The sequence below is a fragment of the Paraburkholderia terricola genome (assembly GCF_003330825.1).
In the GTDB taxonomy this organism is placed as follows: Bacteria; Pseudomonadota; Gammaproteobacteria; order Burkholderiales; family Burkholderiaceae; genus Paraburkholderia; species Paraburkholderia terricola.
The window spans coordinates 1,708,209-1,724,740 of record NZ_CP024941.1; the positions used below are offsets into that span (position 1 = coordinate 1,708,209).

Genomic DNA, 16,532 nt, shown 5'->3' on the forward strand with positions numbered 1-16,532 from the left:
GCGTTCGGCATTTGCGCTTATCGCTAATCAATCGTCCAAGGCAAATCGAGACATGTGGAAGACGTTGCGCCCGAACCGGGCGAATCTGGTGATCTGGCAATGGCTGCTGCTCGTGCTGTGCTTCGCGCTCTGGTACGTGCTGACCAGCCCGACGCTGCTGCCGGCGTTCTATTTCGACGACCCGAACAAGGCCGCGTTCTTCTTCGGCGAGCCGCAAAAGGTGTTGCAGCGGATCTGGGAATGGTTCACGGGGGGTGAGATCTATCTGCATCTGTGGATCACGCTCGTCGAGACGGTGCTCGCGTTCGCGCTCGGCACCGCGTTCGGGCTCGGCGTCGGCTTGTGGCTCGCGCTCTCGCCGCTCGCGAGCGCGCTGTTCGATCCGTACATCAAAGCCGCCAATTCGATGCCGCGCGTGATTCTCGCGCCGATCTTCGGGGTGTGGTTCGGCCTCGGCATCTGGTCGAAGGTGGCGCTCGGCGTCACGCTGGTGTTCTTCATCGTGTTCTTCAACGTCTATCAAGGCGTGAAGGAAGTGAGCCCGGTCGTGCTCGCCAACGCGCGCATGCTCGGCGCGAACCGCAAGCAGTTGCTGCGCTTCGTCTATCTGCCGAGCGCGATGAGCTGGGTGTTTTCCAGCTTGCACACCTCGGTGGGACTGGCGTTCGTCGGTTCGGTGGTGGGCGAGTATCTCGGCTCGGCGCGCGGCGTCGGCTACCTGATTCTGCAGGCCGAAGGCACCTTCGATATCAATACCGTGTTCGCGGGGATTCTCGTGTTGACCGCGTTCGCGCTGATTCTCGATGCGCTTGTCGGCATCGGCGAGCGGCGCCTGATGAAGTGGCAACCGAAGACGGGCGATACGGAGAAGTTGTAAGCGTTCGAGGGCGGGGCGCTGACAGGCGCGCCGGCCTCGACGAGCATCGCATTCAACCAGCGCGCGGCTGAACAAGTGCAAGCCACAAAAAACGGCGCGCGGTTCGCGAGCCGCACGCCGTTTTCCTTTGCCGCCTGGACGGCCGCCGAACGAAACACCGCTCAACCACCCGACACCTACGGCGTAATCACCACCTTGCCGATCACGCGACGCTCGGCCATATCGCGCAATGCACGGCCGGTATCCTCGAGCGAATAGCGCGCCGACACGTACGGCTTGAGCTTGCCCTCGCGGATCCAGCCGGTCATCTGCTCGAACGCGGCGTGATTGCGCTGCGGCTCGCGCCTCGCGAAGTCGCCCCAGAATACGCCGACCACGCTCGCGCCCTTGAGCAGCGTCAGGTTGAGCGGCAGCTTCGGAATCTCGCCGTTCGCAAAGCCGACCACGAGATAACGCCCGCGCCAGCCGATGCTGCGAAATGCCGGCTCCGCATAGACACCGCCGACCGGGTCGTAGATCACGTCCGGGCCTTTGCCGTCGGTGAGCGCCTTGATGCACTCGCGCAGGTCCTCGGTGCCGTAATTGATGGCGGCGTCCGCGCCATGCTTCACGCAGACGGCGAGTTTCTCGTCGCTCGACGCCGCCGCGATCACGCGCGCGCCGAGCGCCTTGCCGATCTCGACCGCCGCCAGCCCGACGCCACCGGCCGCGCCCAGCACCAGCATCGTTTCACCCGCCTGCAACGCGCCACGATCGACCACCGCGTGATGCGACGTGCCGTAGGCCAGCGTGAACGCGGCGGCCAGTTCCAGATCGACATCGTCCGCGAGCGGCACGCACGCGTCGACCGGCGCCAGCGCCTGCTCGGCGAAGCCGCCCGAACCGGTGAACGCCACCACGCGCGAGCCCGGCTTGAACCGCGTGACATCGGCGCCGACCGCCCGCACGATTCCCGCGACTTCCGAGCCGGGCGTAAAGGGCAGAGGTGGTTTGAACTGGTATTTGTTTTCGATGATCAGCACATCGGGAAAATTGACGGCCGCGGCTTTGACGTCGATCACGACGTGGCCGGGCGGCGGCTGGAGGTCCGGCAGATCTTCGACCACCAGGCTTTCCGGTGGCCCGTATTGCTTACAGCGAATCGCGCGCATCGTGTCTCCGTATCGATCAGCGTCCCGCACGGGGACTTGCTTCGGGGCGTTGCAATCCTATCGAGTGTAAAACAATCCGCACGACCGTACGGTTGTGGCGCCGCGCACGCGCTCGCAACGCGATCCGAGCCGGCTCAAACCTGGTTTAAACCCGACCCGAGACCGCCCACCCCGGACAATCCGCCCGTGCATTGCAGACCGGGCGCGGTGTCGTTCGCGCGTCTTCTTTCCTCGGTTACAATCGCCGCATGCGAATCCTACTCAGCAATGACGACGGTTATCTGGCGCCTGGTCTTGCCGCGCTTCATGAAGCGCTCAAGCCGATCGCGGATGTCACCGTGATGGCCCCCGAACAGAACTGCAGCGGCGCGTCGAATTCCTTGACGCTGTCACGCCCGCTCTCGGTGCTGCGTTCGGCGAACGGTTTTTACTACGTGAACGGCACGCCTACGGACTCGGTGCATATTGCGCTCACGGGCATGCTCGACCATACGCCGGACCTCGTCGTTTCGGGCATCAACAACGGCCAGAACATGGGCGAGGACACGCTTTATTCGGGCACCGTCGCCGCCGCCACCGAGGGCATCATGTTCGGCGTGCCGGCCATCGCGTTCTCGCTGGTCGACAAGGACTGGGTGCATCTCGAAGACGCGGTGCGCGTCGCCGCCGAGATCGTCGCGCATTACCTCGCGCAGCCGCTGCCGGGGCATCCGCTGTTGAACGTCAACATTCCGAATCTGCCGTATGAGCAAATGCGTGACTGGCAGATCACGCGTCTGGGCAAGCGGCATCCGTCGCAGCCGGTGATCCGCCAGACCAATCCGCGCGGCGAGCCGATCTACTGGATCGGGCCGTCGGGCAGCGCGCGCGACGCGAGCGAAGGCACGGATTTTCATGCGGTCGCCAACGGCCATGTGTCGATCACGCCGTTGCAGCTCGATCTGACCCATACGCAAATGCTGCCCGCGGCGCGCGACTGGGCGCGCGCGGGCAGCGGCGCTTCATGACGAACGAGCGCGCGAAGCGCTTTCCGCTCGGCCTCGAGGACCTGGTGCGCGAACCGCGCCGGCCCGAAGGCCGTCCGGGAGAAATCCGCGCGGCGGCATTCGCCGCGAGCGCGGCGCTCAACGCTCGCAAGCCGTCGGCGAAAAACGCGTCATCCGCTTCGTCGGTGAAAGGCGCTCACACCAAGCCGGTTCAGGCCAAGCCAGTTCAAGCCAGGACGCCCGAGGCGCAAGCTCCGGCCCAGGCGAAGTCGGCGGTCAAGGCGCAGGCCAGGCCGCCAGCTCAGCCTCAAGCAAGGGGGGCGGCCCACACCGCGGTCAAACCTCAGTCCAAGCCGCAGCTTCAATCGCAACCCAAACCCCTGGCGAAAGCCGCCGCGCAAATCCTCGCGCCGCGCACCGCGCCCAACGGCGCGCCGTCGAGTAAGCCCGCCGCCAAACTCAGCGACCGCGCCGCCGCGCCGAGCGTCGCCTTGAACGGCGCCCTGGCGCTGACTTCGGAACGGGTTCGCGAACGGATGGTCGAACGCCTGCGAGCGAACGGGGTCACCCATCCGCGCGTGTTGAACGCGATGTCGGTGGTGCCGCGCCACATGTTCGTCGATCCGGGGCTCGCGGCCCAGGCGTATGAAGATGCCGCGCTGCCGATCGGCCACCACCAGACCATCTCGAAGCCCTCGGTCGTCGCGCGCATGATCGAACTCGCGGCAGCCGGCCGCGCGTTGAACAACGTGCTGGAAATCGGCACCGGTTGCGGCTATCAGGCGGCGGTGCTGAGCCAGGTCGCGCGCGAGGTGTATTCGATCGAGCGCATCAAGCCGTTGTCCGAGCGCGCGAAGATAAACTTGCGTCCGCTGCGCATTCCGAACATTCGGCTGCACTACGGCGACGGACGATTGGGCTTGCCGTCGGCGGCGCCGTTCGACGCGATCGTGATCGCGGCGGCGGGACTCGACGTACCGCAGGCCTTGCTTGAACAACTCGCGATCGGCGGCCGTCTGGTCGCGCCGGTCGGCTCGCAGGAGGGGCACAGCCAGGTGCTGACTCTCGTCGAGCGCCTCGGACCCGCGCAGTGGCGCGAGTCGCGGCTTGATCGCGTTTTCTTTGTACCCTTAAAATCCGGAGTGATTTGACACCGATGAGTATGTTGCGCGCGATGCAAAGAACCACACTGAATGTCCCCATGACCGTAACCCAGCGTAGCGTGTGCGTGCTCGCCTTGTCCCTGTTGATGACGGCCTGTGCATCCCGGCTCGATCAGGCGCCGGTCGTCGACCGCTCCGGTGGCGGCGTGCTCGGCACGCAGGCAGCGCAGCCGGCCGTGCCGCTCGGTCCGCCGCCTCCGGGTTACTACCGCGTGAAGCCTGGCGATACGCTGTACCGGATCGCGCTGGAGAACGGTCAGAACTACCGCGATATTTCGGCGTGGAACAATCTCACCAACCCCAATCAGATCGAAGTCGATCAGTTGCTGCGCGTGGTGCCGCCTGGTGCGAATACCGCGGCCTTGACGCCGGGCGTTGCCACCGCGCCGATCGGCAACAGCGGCGCCGTGCAGACCGCGCCGCTCAGCAGCACGCCACCGTCGAGCGCCGCCGCGGCGCCGCCGATCTATAGTTCCAGCGCGAACAACGCGGCGCTCACGCCGCCGGCCACGCCCGGCGCGGCCAGCGACTCGACGGCCGGCTCAAGCGGCAACGTCGCATTCTCCTGGCCGGTGCGCGGGCCGCTCCTCGGCACGTTCAACGATTCGACCAACAAGGGCGTCAACATCGGCGGCGCTGCCGGCGACGCTGTCAAGGCATCGGCGGACGGACGTGTGGTTTATGCAGGAAATGGGCTGCGTGGTTACGGCAATCTCATTATCATCAAGCATGACGCAACTTATCTCACCGCATATGCACACAACCGCTCTTTGATGGTAAAAGAGGGGGACGCGGTGACGAAGGGGCAGAAGATCGCTGAGATGGGGAATAGCGATTCCGACCGTGTGATGTTGCATTTCGAAGTTCGCCGGCAGGGTAAGCCGGTCGACCCACTGAAGTATTTGCCGCCGCAATAGAGCGATACGACCATGCCGAAATCGAAGCGCCGCCTGCCGCAAGCCGAATCTGAGACGATCAGCCGTGCCACGTCCGCTTCGGTGGAGGAAAGCAGCGCTTCGGAAGCGGAAGACGAGATCGCGGAAGAGCGCGAACTCGACGATCGCCAGGGCGGCGCGGAGGAAGCCGTCGACGCCCGCGAAGGTGCGAGCGAGGTCGTGCCGGACGCCGACGATTTCCGCGCGCTCCTGCAAGCCGAGTTGACGGCCGACACGATCCAGCATTACCTGAACCGGATCAGCGTCAAGCCGCTCCTCACCGTCGAGGAAGAGCAGAAGTATTCGCGGCTCGCGAAGGCGGGCGAGTTCGACGCCCGGCAAGTAATGATCGAGCGCAATTTGCGGCTCGTCGTCAGCATTGCGAAGGGTTATCTGAACCGCGGCGTGCCGCTGCTCGATCTGATCGAAGAGGGCAACCTCGGCTTGATGCACGCCATCGAGAAATTCGACCCCACGCGCGGCTTCCGATTTTCCACTTACGCCACGTGGTGGATCCGTCAGAGCATCGAGCGCGCGATCATGAACCAGGCGCGCACCGTGCGTTTGCCGGTTCACGTGATTCGTGAACTCAATCAGGTGCTGCGCGCCAAGCGCCATCTCGAAAAGAATTCGATGAATTCGGGCGAGGCGGCCGAGCGCCGCGACGCCAGCATCGACGACATTGCCTATCTGACCGGCAAAACCACCGACGAAGTCACCGACATTCTCGCGCTCAACGAGCACACCGCGTCGCTGGATGCGCCGCTCGACCTCGATCCGGCGAGCAGCCTGCTCGATCTGCTGTCCGACGACCAAAGCCAGTCGCCGGACGCCGAAGTGCAGCATCGCGAACTGGAAACCCTCACGCGCGCATGGCTCGCGCGCTTGTCGGACAAGCATCGTCATGTGATCGAGCGCCGCTTCGGGCTCAATCACATCGAACCCGCCACGCTCGAGGAACTGGCCGACGAAATGGGCCTCACGCGCGAACGTGTGCGCCAGATCCAACAGGAAGCGCTCGTGCGGTTAAAGCGCTTCTTCGCCTCCAACGGCGTTCGCAAGGACGCCGTTCTCTAACCTGATGACACCGATTCTTGTTTTCGACATCGAGACGATTCCCGATGTCGCCGGCATCCGCCGCCTCGAAGATCTGCCCGCCACGATGAGCGACGCCGAAGTCGCCGAGCACGCGTTCGCCGCGCGCCGCGAAAAGACCGGCAGCGATTTCCTGCCGCATCATCTGCAAAGGATCGCGGCGATTTCCTGCGTGTTCCGCGACAACAACGGTTTCCGGGTGCGCTCGCTCGGTACGCTCGCGGACGGCGAGGCGGCGCTGGTGCAGTCGTTTTATCGCGTGATCGAGAAGTACACGCCGCAACTCGTGTCGTGGAACGGCGGCGGGTTCGACTTGCCGGTGCTGAATTACCGGGCGCTCGTGAACGGTATTCCCGCCTACCGTTTCTGGGATCTCGGCGAGGACGACCGCGAGTTCAAGTGGAACAACTACATCAGCCGCTACCACGCGCGCCACACGGATCTGATGGACGTGCTCGCGATGTATCAGGCGCGCGCCAACGCACCGCTCGACGCGCTCGCCAAGATGTGCGGCTTCCCCGGCAAGATGGGCATGGACGGCAGCCAGGTGTGGCATGCGTACCAGCAAGGCCGCATCGAGGAAATCCGTAATTATTGCGAGACCGACGTCGTCAATACGTACTTGCTCTATTGCCGCTTCCAGTTGATTCGCGGCGCGTTTTCGGCTGAAGAGTATGCTGACGAAATCAATCTGGTCAAAAATGCGCTGGCGCTGGAAACGGCGCCGCAATGGGCCGAGTATCTGGCGGCATTCGAACAGTAATCCGCTTTCGGGCAGGTGACGAAGCGGTTCGGCGCACGCTAATCACAATAGAAGCGCCTGGCGCGCGTCATGCCCGTCCTTGCCGTGCCGGGCCGCCGCAACCGCGGTTGGCAACCGCGGCGCTTCGTCTACAATCTCGCCTTTCCCCAAAGTTTGTCAGGAAGTCGCAGGTGTCCCGAACTGCCCCCCATCGTCGCTCGCCCAAGCGCCCGTCCAAGTACCACAAGGCCTCCGCTCCGGCGTCGGCGCCCGTCATTACCGGTCACGAGCCGATCATCGAAATCGTCTCGCTCGATATGGAAGCGCGCGGCGTCGGCCGCGTCGAAAGCGAGGACGGCACGCCCGGCAAGGTGATTTTCGTCGAAGGTGCGTTGCCCGGCGAACGCGTCAGCTATGCAACGCATCGCAGCAAGCCGAAGTTCGAGCAGGCGGAAGTGGTGCAGGTGTTCCGCGAAAGCGTGATCCGCACGACGCCGAAGTGCCGCTACTTCGATATCTGTGGCGGCTGTTCGATGCAGCATCTGGATATTCGCGCCCAGATCGCCGTCAAGCAGCGCGTGCTCGAGGACAATCTTCAACATCTCGCGAAGGTGCGCCCGGAAACGGTGTTCCGGCCGATTCACGGACCGTCCTGGGGTTATCGCTATCGCGCGCGTCTGGCCGTGCGTTATCTGCCGGAAAAAGGCGGCATGCGCATCGGCTTTCACGAGAAGAAGAGCAGCTACATCGCCGACATGAAGACCTGCGAGGTGCTGCCGCCGCACGTCTCCGCCATGCTCATGCCGCTGCGCTTCATGGTCCGCAAGCTGTCCATCTACGACCGCATGCCGCAGATCGAGGTCGCGGTCGGCTCATCGGTCACCGCGCTGGTACTGCGCAATCTCGAGCCGCTCACCGCCGCGGACGAACAGGTGCTGCGCGATTTCGCCGACGAGCACAAGGTGCAGTGGTGGCTGCAGCCGAAGGGGCCGGACACGGTCACGCCGTTTTATCCGCTCGACGCGCAGCTCGACTACACGCTGCCGGAATATGGCATCCGCATGCCGTTCAAGCCGACCGACTTCACTCAGGTGAATCACGCGATCAACCGCGTGCTGGTGAGCCGGGCGCTGCGGCTGTTGGCGCCGGCGCGTACCGACCGCGTGCTCGATCTGTTCTGCGGAATCGGCAACTTCACGCTGCCGCTCGCGCGGATTTCGAAGGAAGTCGTGGGTATCGAAGGCAGCGAGGTGCTGACTTCGCGTGCGCTCGCCAATGCGGAATTGAACGGCGTGGCGGGGCATACGTCGTTCGCCTGCCGCAATCTGTTCGAAGTCACCGCCGACGACATGCGCGCGCTCGGCCACTTCGACAAATTCCTCGTCGATCCGCCGCGCGAAGGCGCGCTGGCGGTCGCCAAGGCGCTCGCGGAAATCGCGCAGAGCGGCAATGGGCCGCTGCCGGGTCGCATCGTCTATGTATCGTGCAATCCGGCGACGCTCGCGCGCGACGCCGGCCTGCTCGTGCATGAAGCCGGCTATCGGCTGGTGGGCGCGGGCGTGGTGAACATGTTCCCGCACACGTCGCATGTGGAGTCGATTGCGTTGTTCGAGCGGAATTGAGCGAGTTCGTTGCCGGCCCGCGCTGGATGCAAGCCGGGCGGCGGTCTTTGCGCCAGCACAAACAAAAACGCCACGACCGAAGTCGTGGCGTTTTTGTTTCCCGCTAAATTCCGGGTGTCGTGCGGCTTAGAACTGCCACCACGATTTTTCCTTACCCGGTCTTGCATGGCCCGTGATGTACGGGCTGTCCGGGAAGGTGCCGGCGAGAATGCGTTTGGTGTCGTCGGCCAGTTGCGGCTGGTTCAGCCTCTGGTACGAGAGCATCATGATGTGCAGCGCGTCTTCGATAGCCGGTGCGTTCTTGTATTCCGTCAACGCCAGTTGCGCGCGGTTGATCGCGGCGACATAAGCGCCGCGGCGGTAGTAGTAATCCGCCGCGTGAACTTCGTGCGACGCGAGCGCGTTCACGATATAGCGCATGCGTTGCGCGGCGTCCGGCGCATACTTGCTGTTCGGATAATGGTCCACGACGACCTTGAACGCGTCATACGACTGACGCAGCGACTTGGGATCGCGCTCGCTCATGTCCTGGCCGGAGAAGCGGCCGAACAGACCCAGGTCGTCGTTGAAGTGGATCATGCCCTTCAGGTAGTACGCGTAAGCGATGTCCGGATGATCCGGGTGCAACTGGATGAAGCGGTCGATCGCCTGGTCGGCGGCGGCGTTTTCGTTGTCTTTCCAGTTGCAATACGCAACGTTGATCTGTGCTTGCTGTGCGAAGTGGCCGAACGGATCGCGGCCCTGGAGCATTTCGAAGTACTTCGCGCACTTGCCGTAGTCACCACCGGTCAAGGCGTCGTTCGCCTCCGTATATAATTTGTTGTTGTTCCACGTTGCCGTTTCGTCGGTCTTTTCCGGCAGGCCGTGACAAGCCGCGACAACGACGACCGCCGCGGCACACGCAATGTATCCGGCCACTTTCCGGGCCGCCTTCTTGATGGCCGCCAAATTGGTCGCCGCTTTAGTGATGGTGTTCAAGGCTCGCATTTTCCAGTCTAGCTTTACGTCCAGGTGACCCAGACTCAATGACCCGCTCAAATACTCCAGGCGCCGCAACCGGCGCCGGGAATAGCAACGAAGATTATAGCGTAAGCGCTGACCCCTCCGACGCGTTGGGCGTCGATTCCCTCGACGACGATCTGGGCACCGATGCGCTTGCCGCCGCCGGCGCGCAAAGCCTGGTGCCGACCGTGGCGAGCCCCGTGGCGGACGAGTCGCCGCGCAGCGTCGTGGTGCCGGACGAACTGGCCGGCGAACGTCTCGACAAGGTGCTGGCGCGGGTATTTCCCGAGTTTTCCCGCAACCGCCTGCAAAGCTGGATCGAAGCCGAGCGGGTGCGTATCGACGGCAAGCCGGCGAAGATCCGCCAGCCGGTGCCGCTCGGCGCCACCATCGAACTGGTGCCGGACCTGCTGCCCGAGCAACTCGCGTTCACGCCCGAGCCGGTGCCGCTCGACATCGTGTACGAGGACGACACGCTCGTGGTCATCAACAAGCCCGCCGGCATGGTGGTGCACCCGGCGGCCGGCAACTGGGGCGGCACGCTGCTGAATGGTCTTTTGTACCGCTATGGCGACGCGGCCGCGGGCTTGCCGCGCGCGGGCATCGTGCATCGTCTCGACAAGGAAACCTCGGGGTTGATGGTGGTCGCGCGCACGCTGGAGGCGCAGACCGACCTCGTGCGCCAGTTGCAGGCGCGCACGGTGAAGCGCCGTTACCTCGCGCTGGTGTGGGGCAACATGCCGGAAGAGGGCACGATCGACGCGCCGATCGGCCGCGACCCGCGCGAACGCACGCGCATGGCGGTCGTGACGGGCGCATCCGGCAAACCGGCGCGCACGCATTTCCGGCGCGTCGATACGGCGATCTGGCAGCGGCAGCCGGTTACCGCGATTCACTGCGACCTCGAAACCGGCCGCACTCATCAGATTCGCGTGCATTGCGCGCATATCGGCCATCCGCTGCTCGGCGATCCGGTGTATGGGCGCGCACGCGGCAAGCGTTCGGTCACGCCGCTGCCGGACGGCTTCGCGCGCCAGGCGCTGCATGCATGGCGGCTCGGTCTGGTTCATCCGCGAACCGGCCGCACGATGCAGTGGCGCGCCGACGTGCCGGAAGACATGGCGGCGCTGTCGGCGGCGCTCGGTCTCGGCCGCGACGATGCAGGCGAATTCGACGGGACGTACTATGAGGAAGAGGGCTATGAAGCGTCGCTCGACGAGGATGCCGAAGAAAACGGCGAACTCGATCACGACGCCGACGAACACGACGAGGACGGTCACGCATGAGCTTGCCGGCGCTGAGCTTTGACGATGTTGTGCAACCCGCATGGAATGTGTCGCCGCGCGTGCGCGCGCTCGTCACCACGCGCGACGGCGGCGTGAGTCGACCGCCGTTCGGCCGCTGGCGCAACGGCGCCGACCAGCCAGGCGGCCTGAATCTGGGCCTGAAATCCGGTGACGATCCGGCCGCGGTCGCCGCCAATCGCGAGCGGCTGCTGCGCCTCGTTGGCGTCAGCGAGGCCGCGTGGCTCCAGCAGATTCACGGCGCCGACATCGTGCGCGCGGAAGACGCGCTCGCGCAGGCTCATGCGAGCGGCACGCCGACGCGGGCCGACGCCAGCGTCACCGATCGCGCGGGCACGGTCTGCGTAGTCATGGTCGCCGATTGCATGCCGGTGCTGTTGTGCGACGAAGCGGGGCGCGCGGTGGGCGCGGCGCACGCGGGTTGGCGCGGGCTGGCGGCGGGCATCGTCGAACAGACCGCGCGGCGCGTGGCCGAACTGGCCGGCGTGCAGGCCGGTGCATTGCACGCATACCTCGGTCCGGCGATCGGACCCGATGCGTTCGAGGTCGGCCCTGATGTGCGTGACGCCTTCATGAACGGCGTCGACGGCACGCAACGCGAGGCCACCGCGAACGCGTTCGTCGAGCATCCGCAAAACGCGGGCAAATATCTGGCCGATCTCGCGGCGCTCGCGCGCTTGCGGCTGCAGCGGCTCGGGGTGACGCGGATCGTCGGCGGTGACCTTTGCACGGTCACGCAACGCGAACGTTTCTACTCGTATCGCCGCGATCGCGAGACGGGCCGCATGGCGGCGCTCATCTGGCTCGACGGTGAGGCGCAGACGATCGCCGACTAGCCCTGCGCGTGAGCGCGACTGGCACGCTCGCTGCCAGTGCAACGTGACCGAAGTCCCGCGTCCACGCGTGGCATGCGAGGCGCCTCGGTTATTCAACTGCTGAGGCGCGAACCGTGGCATCGAATGGCGTTTCGCACGTTGAGCACGATCATGAAGCCGTGCCGCCAGCGACCTCTGCGCGGCTCTCCCACCGTCCCTGGCAGCATGCGTATGCGGGTTTGTTCCGACGCGCGGCGCGCTTTTTTGCTGCGCTGCCGGAATTCGCCGCACTGCGCAAATCCGCCGCTGAAAGTTGGTTCGGGCGAATGGATAAATGCCCATAAACTCATGCGGCATAGGAGGTTTTTTCGCTTGCGGCCATGCTCGTTGATTCATGACGCAAAAGCGCGATCTGCTACACAGGGAAAACGATAATTAAAAAACTATCGCACTGCGGCAAAATCGGGAACAAGCATTGACATGCCTTGCGATGGGGAGCAAGAATGTTCCTCACGAGCTCCTCGTACATAGGACAGGGCGTGACGAGGTCGCGAGCAATCGCCCACGTGCGCATGAACCTGCCTCTCAACCCGTCCGCAAGGACTTACCGGTCAAAAGCAGGTATGGCAGCATCACATTCCTCAGCTTCCCCCAGCACGGACTCCCCGAAGGAGAAAACGCAGCAGGCCGGTACGAGCGGCGCTGCGCCGGCCGCCGGCATGCAGCAATTATTCAACGCGTGGATGAACGCATGGCGTTCGCTCGGCGCGGCCCCCGGCGCGAACGGCACGCCTTTCGCGGTGCCGCAAATGCCGTCCATGCCGCAGATGCCGTCCTTTCCGGGCATGCCCGACTTCAGCAAGCTGGCGGCGGGAACGATGCCGTCAATGCCTTCATTCGCCGGTCTCAACATACCGAGCGCCGCAATTCCCTCGGAGCGTCTGCAGAAACTGCAAGCCGACTATTCGCGTGAAGCGATGGAACTGCTTCAGCAGGCCGCCACTTCCACCAGCAAGGCTCCGGAACTCAAGGACCGCCGTTTCAGTTCCGACGCATGGAGTTCCACGCCGGCCTATGCGTTCACGGCCGCCTGGTATCTGTTGAACGCGCGTTATCTGCAGGAAATGGTCGACGCGCTCGAAGCCGATCCGAAGGTGCGCGAGCGCATCCGTTTCGCCGTTCAGCAATGGACCGCCGCGGCGTCGCCGAGCAACTTCTTCGCACTCAATCCCGAGGCGCAGAAAACCCTGCTGGAAAGCCAGGGCGAGAGCTTGCGGCAGGGCGTGATGAATCTGCTCAACGACATGCAGCGCGGCAAGATCTCGCAGACCGACGAATCGCGTTTCGTGGTCGGCGAAAATCTCGCGAACACCGAAGGTTCCGTGGTGTTCGAAAACGAGCTGATGCAGTTGATCCAGTACAAGCCGCGCACGGCCACCGTGCGCGAGCGGCCGCTTCTGATCGTGCCGCCTTGCATCAACAAGTTCTACATTCTCGATCTGCAGCCGGAAAATTCGCTGGTCGCTCACGCGCTGGATTCGGGGCACCAGGTGTTTCTGATTTCGTGGCGCAATGCGGACGCATCCATCGCGCATAAGACGTGGGACGACTATATCGGCGAGGGCGTGCTCACCGCGATCGGCACGGTCAGCCAGATCAGCGGCCGCGAGCAGATCAACACGCTCGGTTTCTGCGTGGGCGGCACGATGCTCGCCGCGGCACTGGCGGTCGCCGCGGCACGCGGCGAACATCCGGCCGCGTCCATGACGCTGCTCACCGCCATGCTCGATTTCTCCGACACGGGCGTGCTCGACGTATTCGTCGACGAGGCGCACGTGCAGATGCGCGAGCAAACCATCGGCGGCAAGAACGGCGCGCCGCCGGGGCTGATGCGCGGCATCGAATTCGCCAATACGTTTTCGTTCCTGCGCCCGAACGATCTGGTGTGGAACTACGTGGTCGACAATTACCTCAAGGGGCGCACGCCGGTGCCGTTCGACCTGCTCTACTGGAACAGCGATTCGACCAGCTTGCCGGGTCCGATGTACGTCTGGTATCTGCGCAATACGTATCACGAGAATCGTCTGCGCGAGCCGGGTGCGTTGACCACCTGCGGCGAGCCGATCGACCTCTCGAAGATCGACGTGCCCACCTTCATCTACGGTTCACGCGACGACCACATCGTGCCGTGGCAAACCGCCTATGCATCGGTGCCGCTCCTGAGCGGGCCGATGAAATTCGTGCTCGGCGCGTCCGGTCACATCGCGGGCGTCATCAATCCGCCGGCGAAGAAAAAGCGCAATTACTGGACGCTGGAAGGCGACCTCAAGACCCTTCCCGAAAGCCCGGACGAATGGTTCGACGCGGCTACCGAGGTCCCCGGCAGCTGGTGGCCCGAATGGACCACCTGGCTCGATCAGTATGGCGGCAAGAAGGTGAAGCCGCGCGCCAGCCTCGGCTCGGCTGAGTTTCCGGTAATCGAGCCGGCGCCTGGGCGTTATGTGCGGCAGCGGGAGTAGGGCTTTTGCGCGGGCTTGGCGCGCCCGCCCGGCGCTTTCGCGGTGCGAGGAGCGTCGGTTCGACTCGGCAAGGGCGTGGGAACAACCAGATTTTTAACTTGACGGGCTGCGGCGCATTCGGCCGACGTGCCCGGAGGACATGGAAATGACTGATGTTGTGATCGTATCGGCCGCTCGTACGGCAGTAGGCAAATTCGGTGGGTCGCTGGCGAAGATCGCCGCGCCCGATCTGGGCGCCGCGGTGATCCGCGCCGTGCTCGAGCGGGCTGGTCTGAAGCCCGAGCAGGTCAGCGAGGTCATCCTCGGTCAGGTGTTGACGGCGGGCTCGGGCCAGAACCCGGCGCGTCAGTCGCTGATCAAGGCGGGGCTGCCCTCGGCCGTGCCCGGCATGACGATCAACAAGGTGTGCGGCTCGGGCCTGAAGGCCGTGATGCTCGCAGCCAACGCGATCATCGCGGGCGACGCGGACATCGTGATCGCCGGCGGTCAGGAAAACATGAGCGCGGCGCCGCACGTGCTGCCGGGCTCGCGCGACGGTTTCCGCATGGGCGACGCGAAGCTGGTCGACTCGATGATCGTCGACGGCTTGTGGGACGTCTACAACCAGTATCACATGGGCGTGACGGCGGAAAACGTCGCCAAGGAACACGGCATCACGCGCGAGCAGCAGGACGCGTTCGCGGCGCTGTCGCAGAACAAGGCGGAGGCCGCGCAAAAGTCCGGCCGTTTCAACGACGAAATCGTGCCGATCGAGATCCCGCAACGCAAGGGCGAGCCGCTGCGTTTCGCGACGGACGAGTTCGTGCGTCACGGCGTGACGGCCGAGTCGCTGGCGAGCCTGAAGCCGGCCTTCTCGAAGGAAGGCACGGTCACGGCGGCCAATGCGTCGGGTCTGAACGACGGCGCGGCAGCGGTGCTCGTCATGTCGGCGAAGAAGGCGGAAGCACTGGGCCTCACGCCGCTCGCGCGCATCAAGGCTTATGCCAACGCGGGCGTCGATCCGAAGGTGATGGGCATGGGCCCGGTGCCGGCGTCGCGCCGTTGCCTCGAGCGCGCGGGCTGGTCGCCGGCCGATCTCGACCTGATGGAAATCAACGAGGCGTTTGCCGCGCAGGCGCTCGCCGTGCATCAGCAGATGGGCTGGGACACGTCGAAGGTCAATGTGAACGGCGGCGCGATTGCGATCGGTCATCCGATCGGCGCGTCCGGCTGCCGGATTCTCGTCACGCTGCTGCACGAAATGCAGAAGCGCGACGCGAAGAAGGGTCTCGCGTCGCTGTGCATCGGCGGCGGCATGGGCGTGGCGCTGGCGGTCGAGCGCGCCTGAGAGGCACGTCCATAGATGCCGGATATGGCGCGGTAAGCGCCGTAAGCCGGCATCGAGCATGAGCGTTGCCGCGCGTCACATTGCAGCAGGTGGCATTGCAGCAGGTGGCGCGCGTTCAGCAGTGGCCTCGTCGGCCGGTCGCCCGGCGGCAGCGGAGATGAAGCAAGGACGAGGGAAGAGGCAGCCGGTCGGCGCCTCGAAAACGATAATGGAGTGTAGGTTATGACACAGCGAATTGCGTACGTAACGGGCGGGATGGGCGGCATCGGCACGAGCATTTGCCAACGGCTGCACAAAGAGGGCTTCAAGGTCGTCGCGGGTTGCGGCCCGAACTCGCCGCGCCGCGTGAAGTGGCTCGAGGAGCAGAAGGCGCTGGGCTACGATTTCATCGCGTCCGAAGGCAATGTCGGCGACTGGGAGTCCACCAAGGCCGCGTTCGACAAGGTCAAGGCCGAGGTCGGCGAGATCGACGTGCTGGTGAACAACGCCGGCATCACGCGCGACGTGGTGTTCCGCAAGATGACGCATGAAGACTGGACGGCGGTGATCGACACCAACCTCACGAGCCTCTTCAACGTCACCAAGCAGGTGATCGACGGCATGGTGGAGCGCGGCTGGGGCCGCGTCATCAACATTTCGTCGGTGAACGGGCAGAAGGGCCAGTTCGGCCAGACCAACTACTCGACCGCGAAAGCCGGCATTCACGGCTTCACGATGTCGTTGGCGCAGGAAGTGGCCACCAAGGGCGTGACGGTCAACACCGTGTCGCCCGGCTACATCGGCACCGACATGGTCAAGTCGATCCGCCCGGACGTGCTGGAAAAGATCGTCGCGACGATTCCGGTACGCCGTCTCGGTCAGCCGGACGAAATCGGCTCCATCGTTGCGTGGCTCGCCTCGGACGAATCGGGTTTCTCCACGGGCGCGGATTTTTCGCTGAACGGCGGTTTGCATATGGGCTGAGTCACGGCGCGCCGCTCACAAGGCAGCGCGC

Annotated in this window: 14 protein-coding genes; 12 read left to right on the forward strand and 2 right to left on the reverse strand. The window is 64.5% G+C overall.

What is annotated here, in order from left to right; translation table 11 throughout:
• Nucleotides 1-52 precede the first annotated feature (52 nt).
• Nucleotides 53-877, forward strand: coding sequence for an ABC transporter permease (locus CUJ90_RS07770; protein ID WP_073426784.1), 825 nt, complete (start codon nt 53-55; stop codon nt 875-877).
• A gap of 176 nt (nt 878-1,053) precedes the next feature.
• Here the strand turns inward: CUJ90_RS07770 and CUJ90_RS07775 are convergent, their stop codons facing one another.
• A complete protein-coding gene (locus CUJ90_RS07775; protein WP_073426783.1) occupies nt 1,054-2,028 on the reverse strand; it encodes an NADPH:quinone oxidoreductase family protein in 975 nt (324 codons plus the stop codon).
• A 248-nt stretch (nt 2,029-2,276) separates the two neighbouring features.
• On the opposite strand from CUJ90_RS07775, the gene surE reads away from it, so the two are divergent.
• The 6 genes from surE to rlmD all read left to right on the forward strand — a co-directional run bounded on the left by surE (nt 2,277) and on the right by rlmD (nt 8,571).
• Nucleotides 2,277-3,035: a 5'/3'-nucleotidase SurE gene (gene surE / locus CUJ90_RS07780; RefSeq protein ID WP_114162339.1), complete on the forward strand. Its 759-nt coding sequence runs from the start codon at nt 2,277-2,279 to the stop codon at nt 3,033-3,035.
• On the forward strand, nt 3,032-4,165 hold the full coding sequence (locus tag CUJ90_RS07785; protein WP_114162340.1) for a protein-L-isoaspartate(D-aspartate) O-methyltransferase: 1,134 nt from the start codon (nt 3,032-3,034) through the stop codon (nt 4,163-4,165). Before surE ends, CUJ90_RS07785 begins: the two co-directional genes overlap by 4 nt.
• 5 nt (nt 4,166-4,170) lie before the next feature.
• Entirely contained in the window at nt 4,171-5,094 is a 924-nt protein-coding gene (locus CUJ90_RS07790) for a peptidoglycan DD-metalloendopeptidase family protein (protein ID WP_114162341.1), read from the forward strand.
• A gap of 12 nt (nt 5,095-5,106) precedes the next feature.
• Nucleotides 5,107-6,189, forward strand: coding sequence for an RNA polymerase sigma factor RpoS (gene rpoS / locus CUJ90_RS07795; RefSeq protein WP_073426779.1), 1,083 nt, complete (start codon nt 5,107-5,109; stop codon nt 6,187-6,189).
• Nucleotides 6,190-6,193: 4 nt separating this feature from the next.
• Nucleotides 6,194-6,970, forward strand: coding sequence for a 3'-5' exonuclease (locus tag CUJ90_RS07800; protein ID WP_114162342.1), 777 nt, complete (start codon nt 6,194-6,196; stop codon nt 6,968-6,970).
• A 170-nt stretch (nt 6,971-7,140) separates the two neighbouring features.
• Complete coding sequence (gene rlmD / locus CUJ90_RS07805; RefSeq protein WP_114162343.1) at nt 7,141-8,571, forward strand: 23S rRNA (uracil(1939)-C(5))-methyltransferase RlmD; 1,431 nt, start codon at nt 7,141-7,143, stop codon at nt 8,569-8,571.
• A 126-nt stretch (nt 8,572-8,697) separates the two neighbouring features.
• On the opposite strand, the gene CUJ90_RS07810 is transcribed toward rlmD, so the two are convergent.
• Nucleotides 8,698-9,558, reverse strand: coding sequence for an outer membrane protein assembly factor BamD (locus tag CUJ90_RS07810; protein WP_114162344.1), 861 nt, complete (start codon nt 9,556-9,558; stop codon nt 8,698-8,700).
• Nucleotides 9,559-9,596: 38 nt separating this feature from the next.
• Between CUJ90_RS07810 and CUJ90_RS07815 the strand changes: the two genes are divergently transcribed.
• From CUJ90_RS07815 to CUJ90_RS07835, 5 genes are all read left to right on the forward strand, one after another.
• The gene (locus tag CUJ90_RS07815) at nt 9,597-10,859 is read left to right on the forward strand and encodes an RluA family pseudouridine synthase (RefSeq protein WP_114162345.1); all 1,263 of its coding nucleotides are present in this window, start codon (nt 9,597-9,599) and stop codon (nt 10,857-10,859) included.
• Entirely contained in the window at nt 10,856-11,713 is an 858-nt protein-coding gene (gene pgeF, locus CUJ90_RS07820; RefSeq protein WP_114162346.1) for a peptidoglycan editing factor PgeF, read from the forward strand. The genes CUJ90_RS07815 and pgeF overlap by 4 nt, the downstream gene beginning before the upstream one ends.
• Nucleotides 11,714-12,411: 698 nt before the next feature.
• Nucleotides 12,412-14,211: a class I poly(R)-hydroxyalkanoic acid synthase gene (phaC, locus tag CUJ90_RS07825; protein WP_167449664.1), complete on the forward strand. Its 1,800-nt coding sequence runs from the start codon at nt 12,412-12,414 to the stop codon at nt 14,209-14,211.
• Nucleotides 14,212-14,356: 145 nt separating this feature from the next.
• Nucleotides 14,357-15,538, forward strand: coding sequence for an acetyl-CoA C-acetyltransferase (locus tag CUJ90_RS07830; RefSeq protein WP_073426940.1), 1,182 nt, complete (start codon nt 14,357-14,359; stop codon nt 15,536-15,538).
• A 222-nt stretch (nt 15,539-15,760) separates the two neighbouring features.
• Nucleotides 15,761-16,501, forward strand: a complete 741-nt coding sequence (locus CUJ90_RS07835) for a 3-ketoacyl-ACP reductase (RefSeq protein WP_073426772.1) — start codon at nt 15,761-15,763, stop codon at nt 16,499-16,501.
• Nucleotides 16,502-16,532 lie beyond the last annotated feature (31 nt).

Excerpts from the sequence above, each read along its gene's own strand:
- CUJ90_RS07835 (WP_073426772.1), top strand. The coding sequence starts at position 15,761 with ATGACACAGCGAATTGCGTACGTAACGGGCGGGATGGGCGGCATCGGC.
- CUJ90_RS07810 (WP_114162344.1), bottom strand. The coding sequence starts at position 9,558 with ATGCGAGCCTTGAACACCATCACTAAAGCGGCGACCAATTTGGCGGCC.
- CUJ90_RS07775 (WP_073426783.1), bottom strand. The coding sequence starts at position 2,028 with ATGCGCGCGATTCGCTGTAAGCAATACGGGCCACCGGAAAGCCTGGTG.
- CUJ90_RS07830 (WP_073426940.1), top strand. The coding sequence starts at position 14,357 with ATGACTGATGTTGTGATCGTATCGGCCGCTCGTACGGCAGTAGGCAAA.
- CUJ90_RS07785 (WP_114162340.1), top strand. The coding sequence starts at position 3,032 with ATGACGAACGAGCGCGCGAAGCGCTTTCCGCTCGGCCTCGAGGACCTG.
- CUJ90_RS07815 (WP_114162345.1), top strand. The coding sequence starts at position 9,597 with ATGACCCGCTCAAATACTCCAGGCGCCGCAACCGGCGCCGGGAATAGC.
- surE (WP_114162339.1), top strand. The coding sequence starts at position 2,277 with ATGCGAATCCTACTCAGCAATGACGACGGTTATCTGGCGCCTGGTCTT.
- pgeF (WP_114162346.1), top strand. The coding sequence starts at position 10,856 with ATGAGCTTGCCGGCGCTGAGCTTTGACGATGTTGTGCAACCCGCATGG.
- CUJ90_RS07800 (WP_114162342.1), top strand. The coding sequence starts at position 6,194 with ATGACACCGATTCTTGTTTTCGACATCGAGACGATTCCCGATGTCGCC.
- CUJ90_RS07790 (WP_114162341.1), top strand. The coding sequence starts at position 4,171 with ATGAGTATGTTGCGCGCGATGCAAAGAACCACACTGAATGTCCCCATG.
- CUJ90_RS07770 (WP_073426784.1), top strand. The coding sequence starts at position 53 with ATGTGGAAGACGTTGCGCCCGAACCGGGCGAATCTGGTGATCTGGCAA.
- phaC (WP_167449664.1), top strand. The coding sequence starts at position 12,412 with ATGCAGCAATTATTCAACGCGTGGATGAACGCATGGCGTTCGCTCGGC.
- rpoS (WP_073426779.1), top strand. The coding sequence starts at position 5,107 with ATGCCGAAATCGAAGCGCCGCCTGCCGCAAGCCGAATCTGAGACGATC.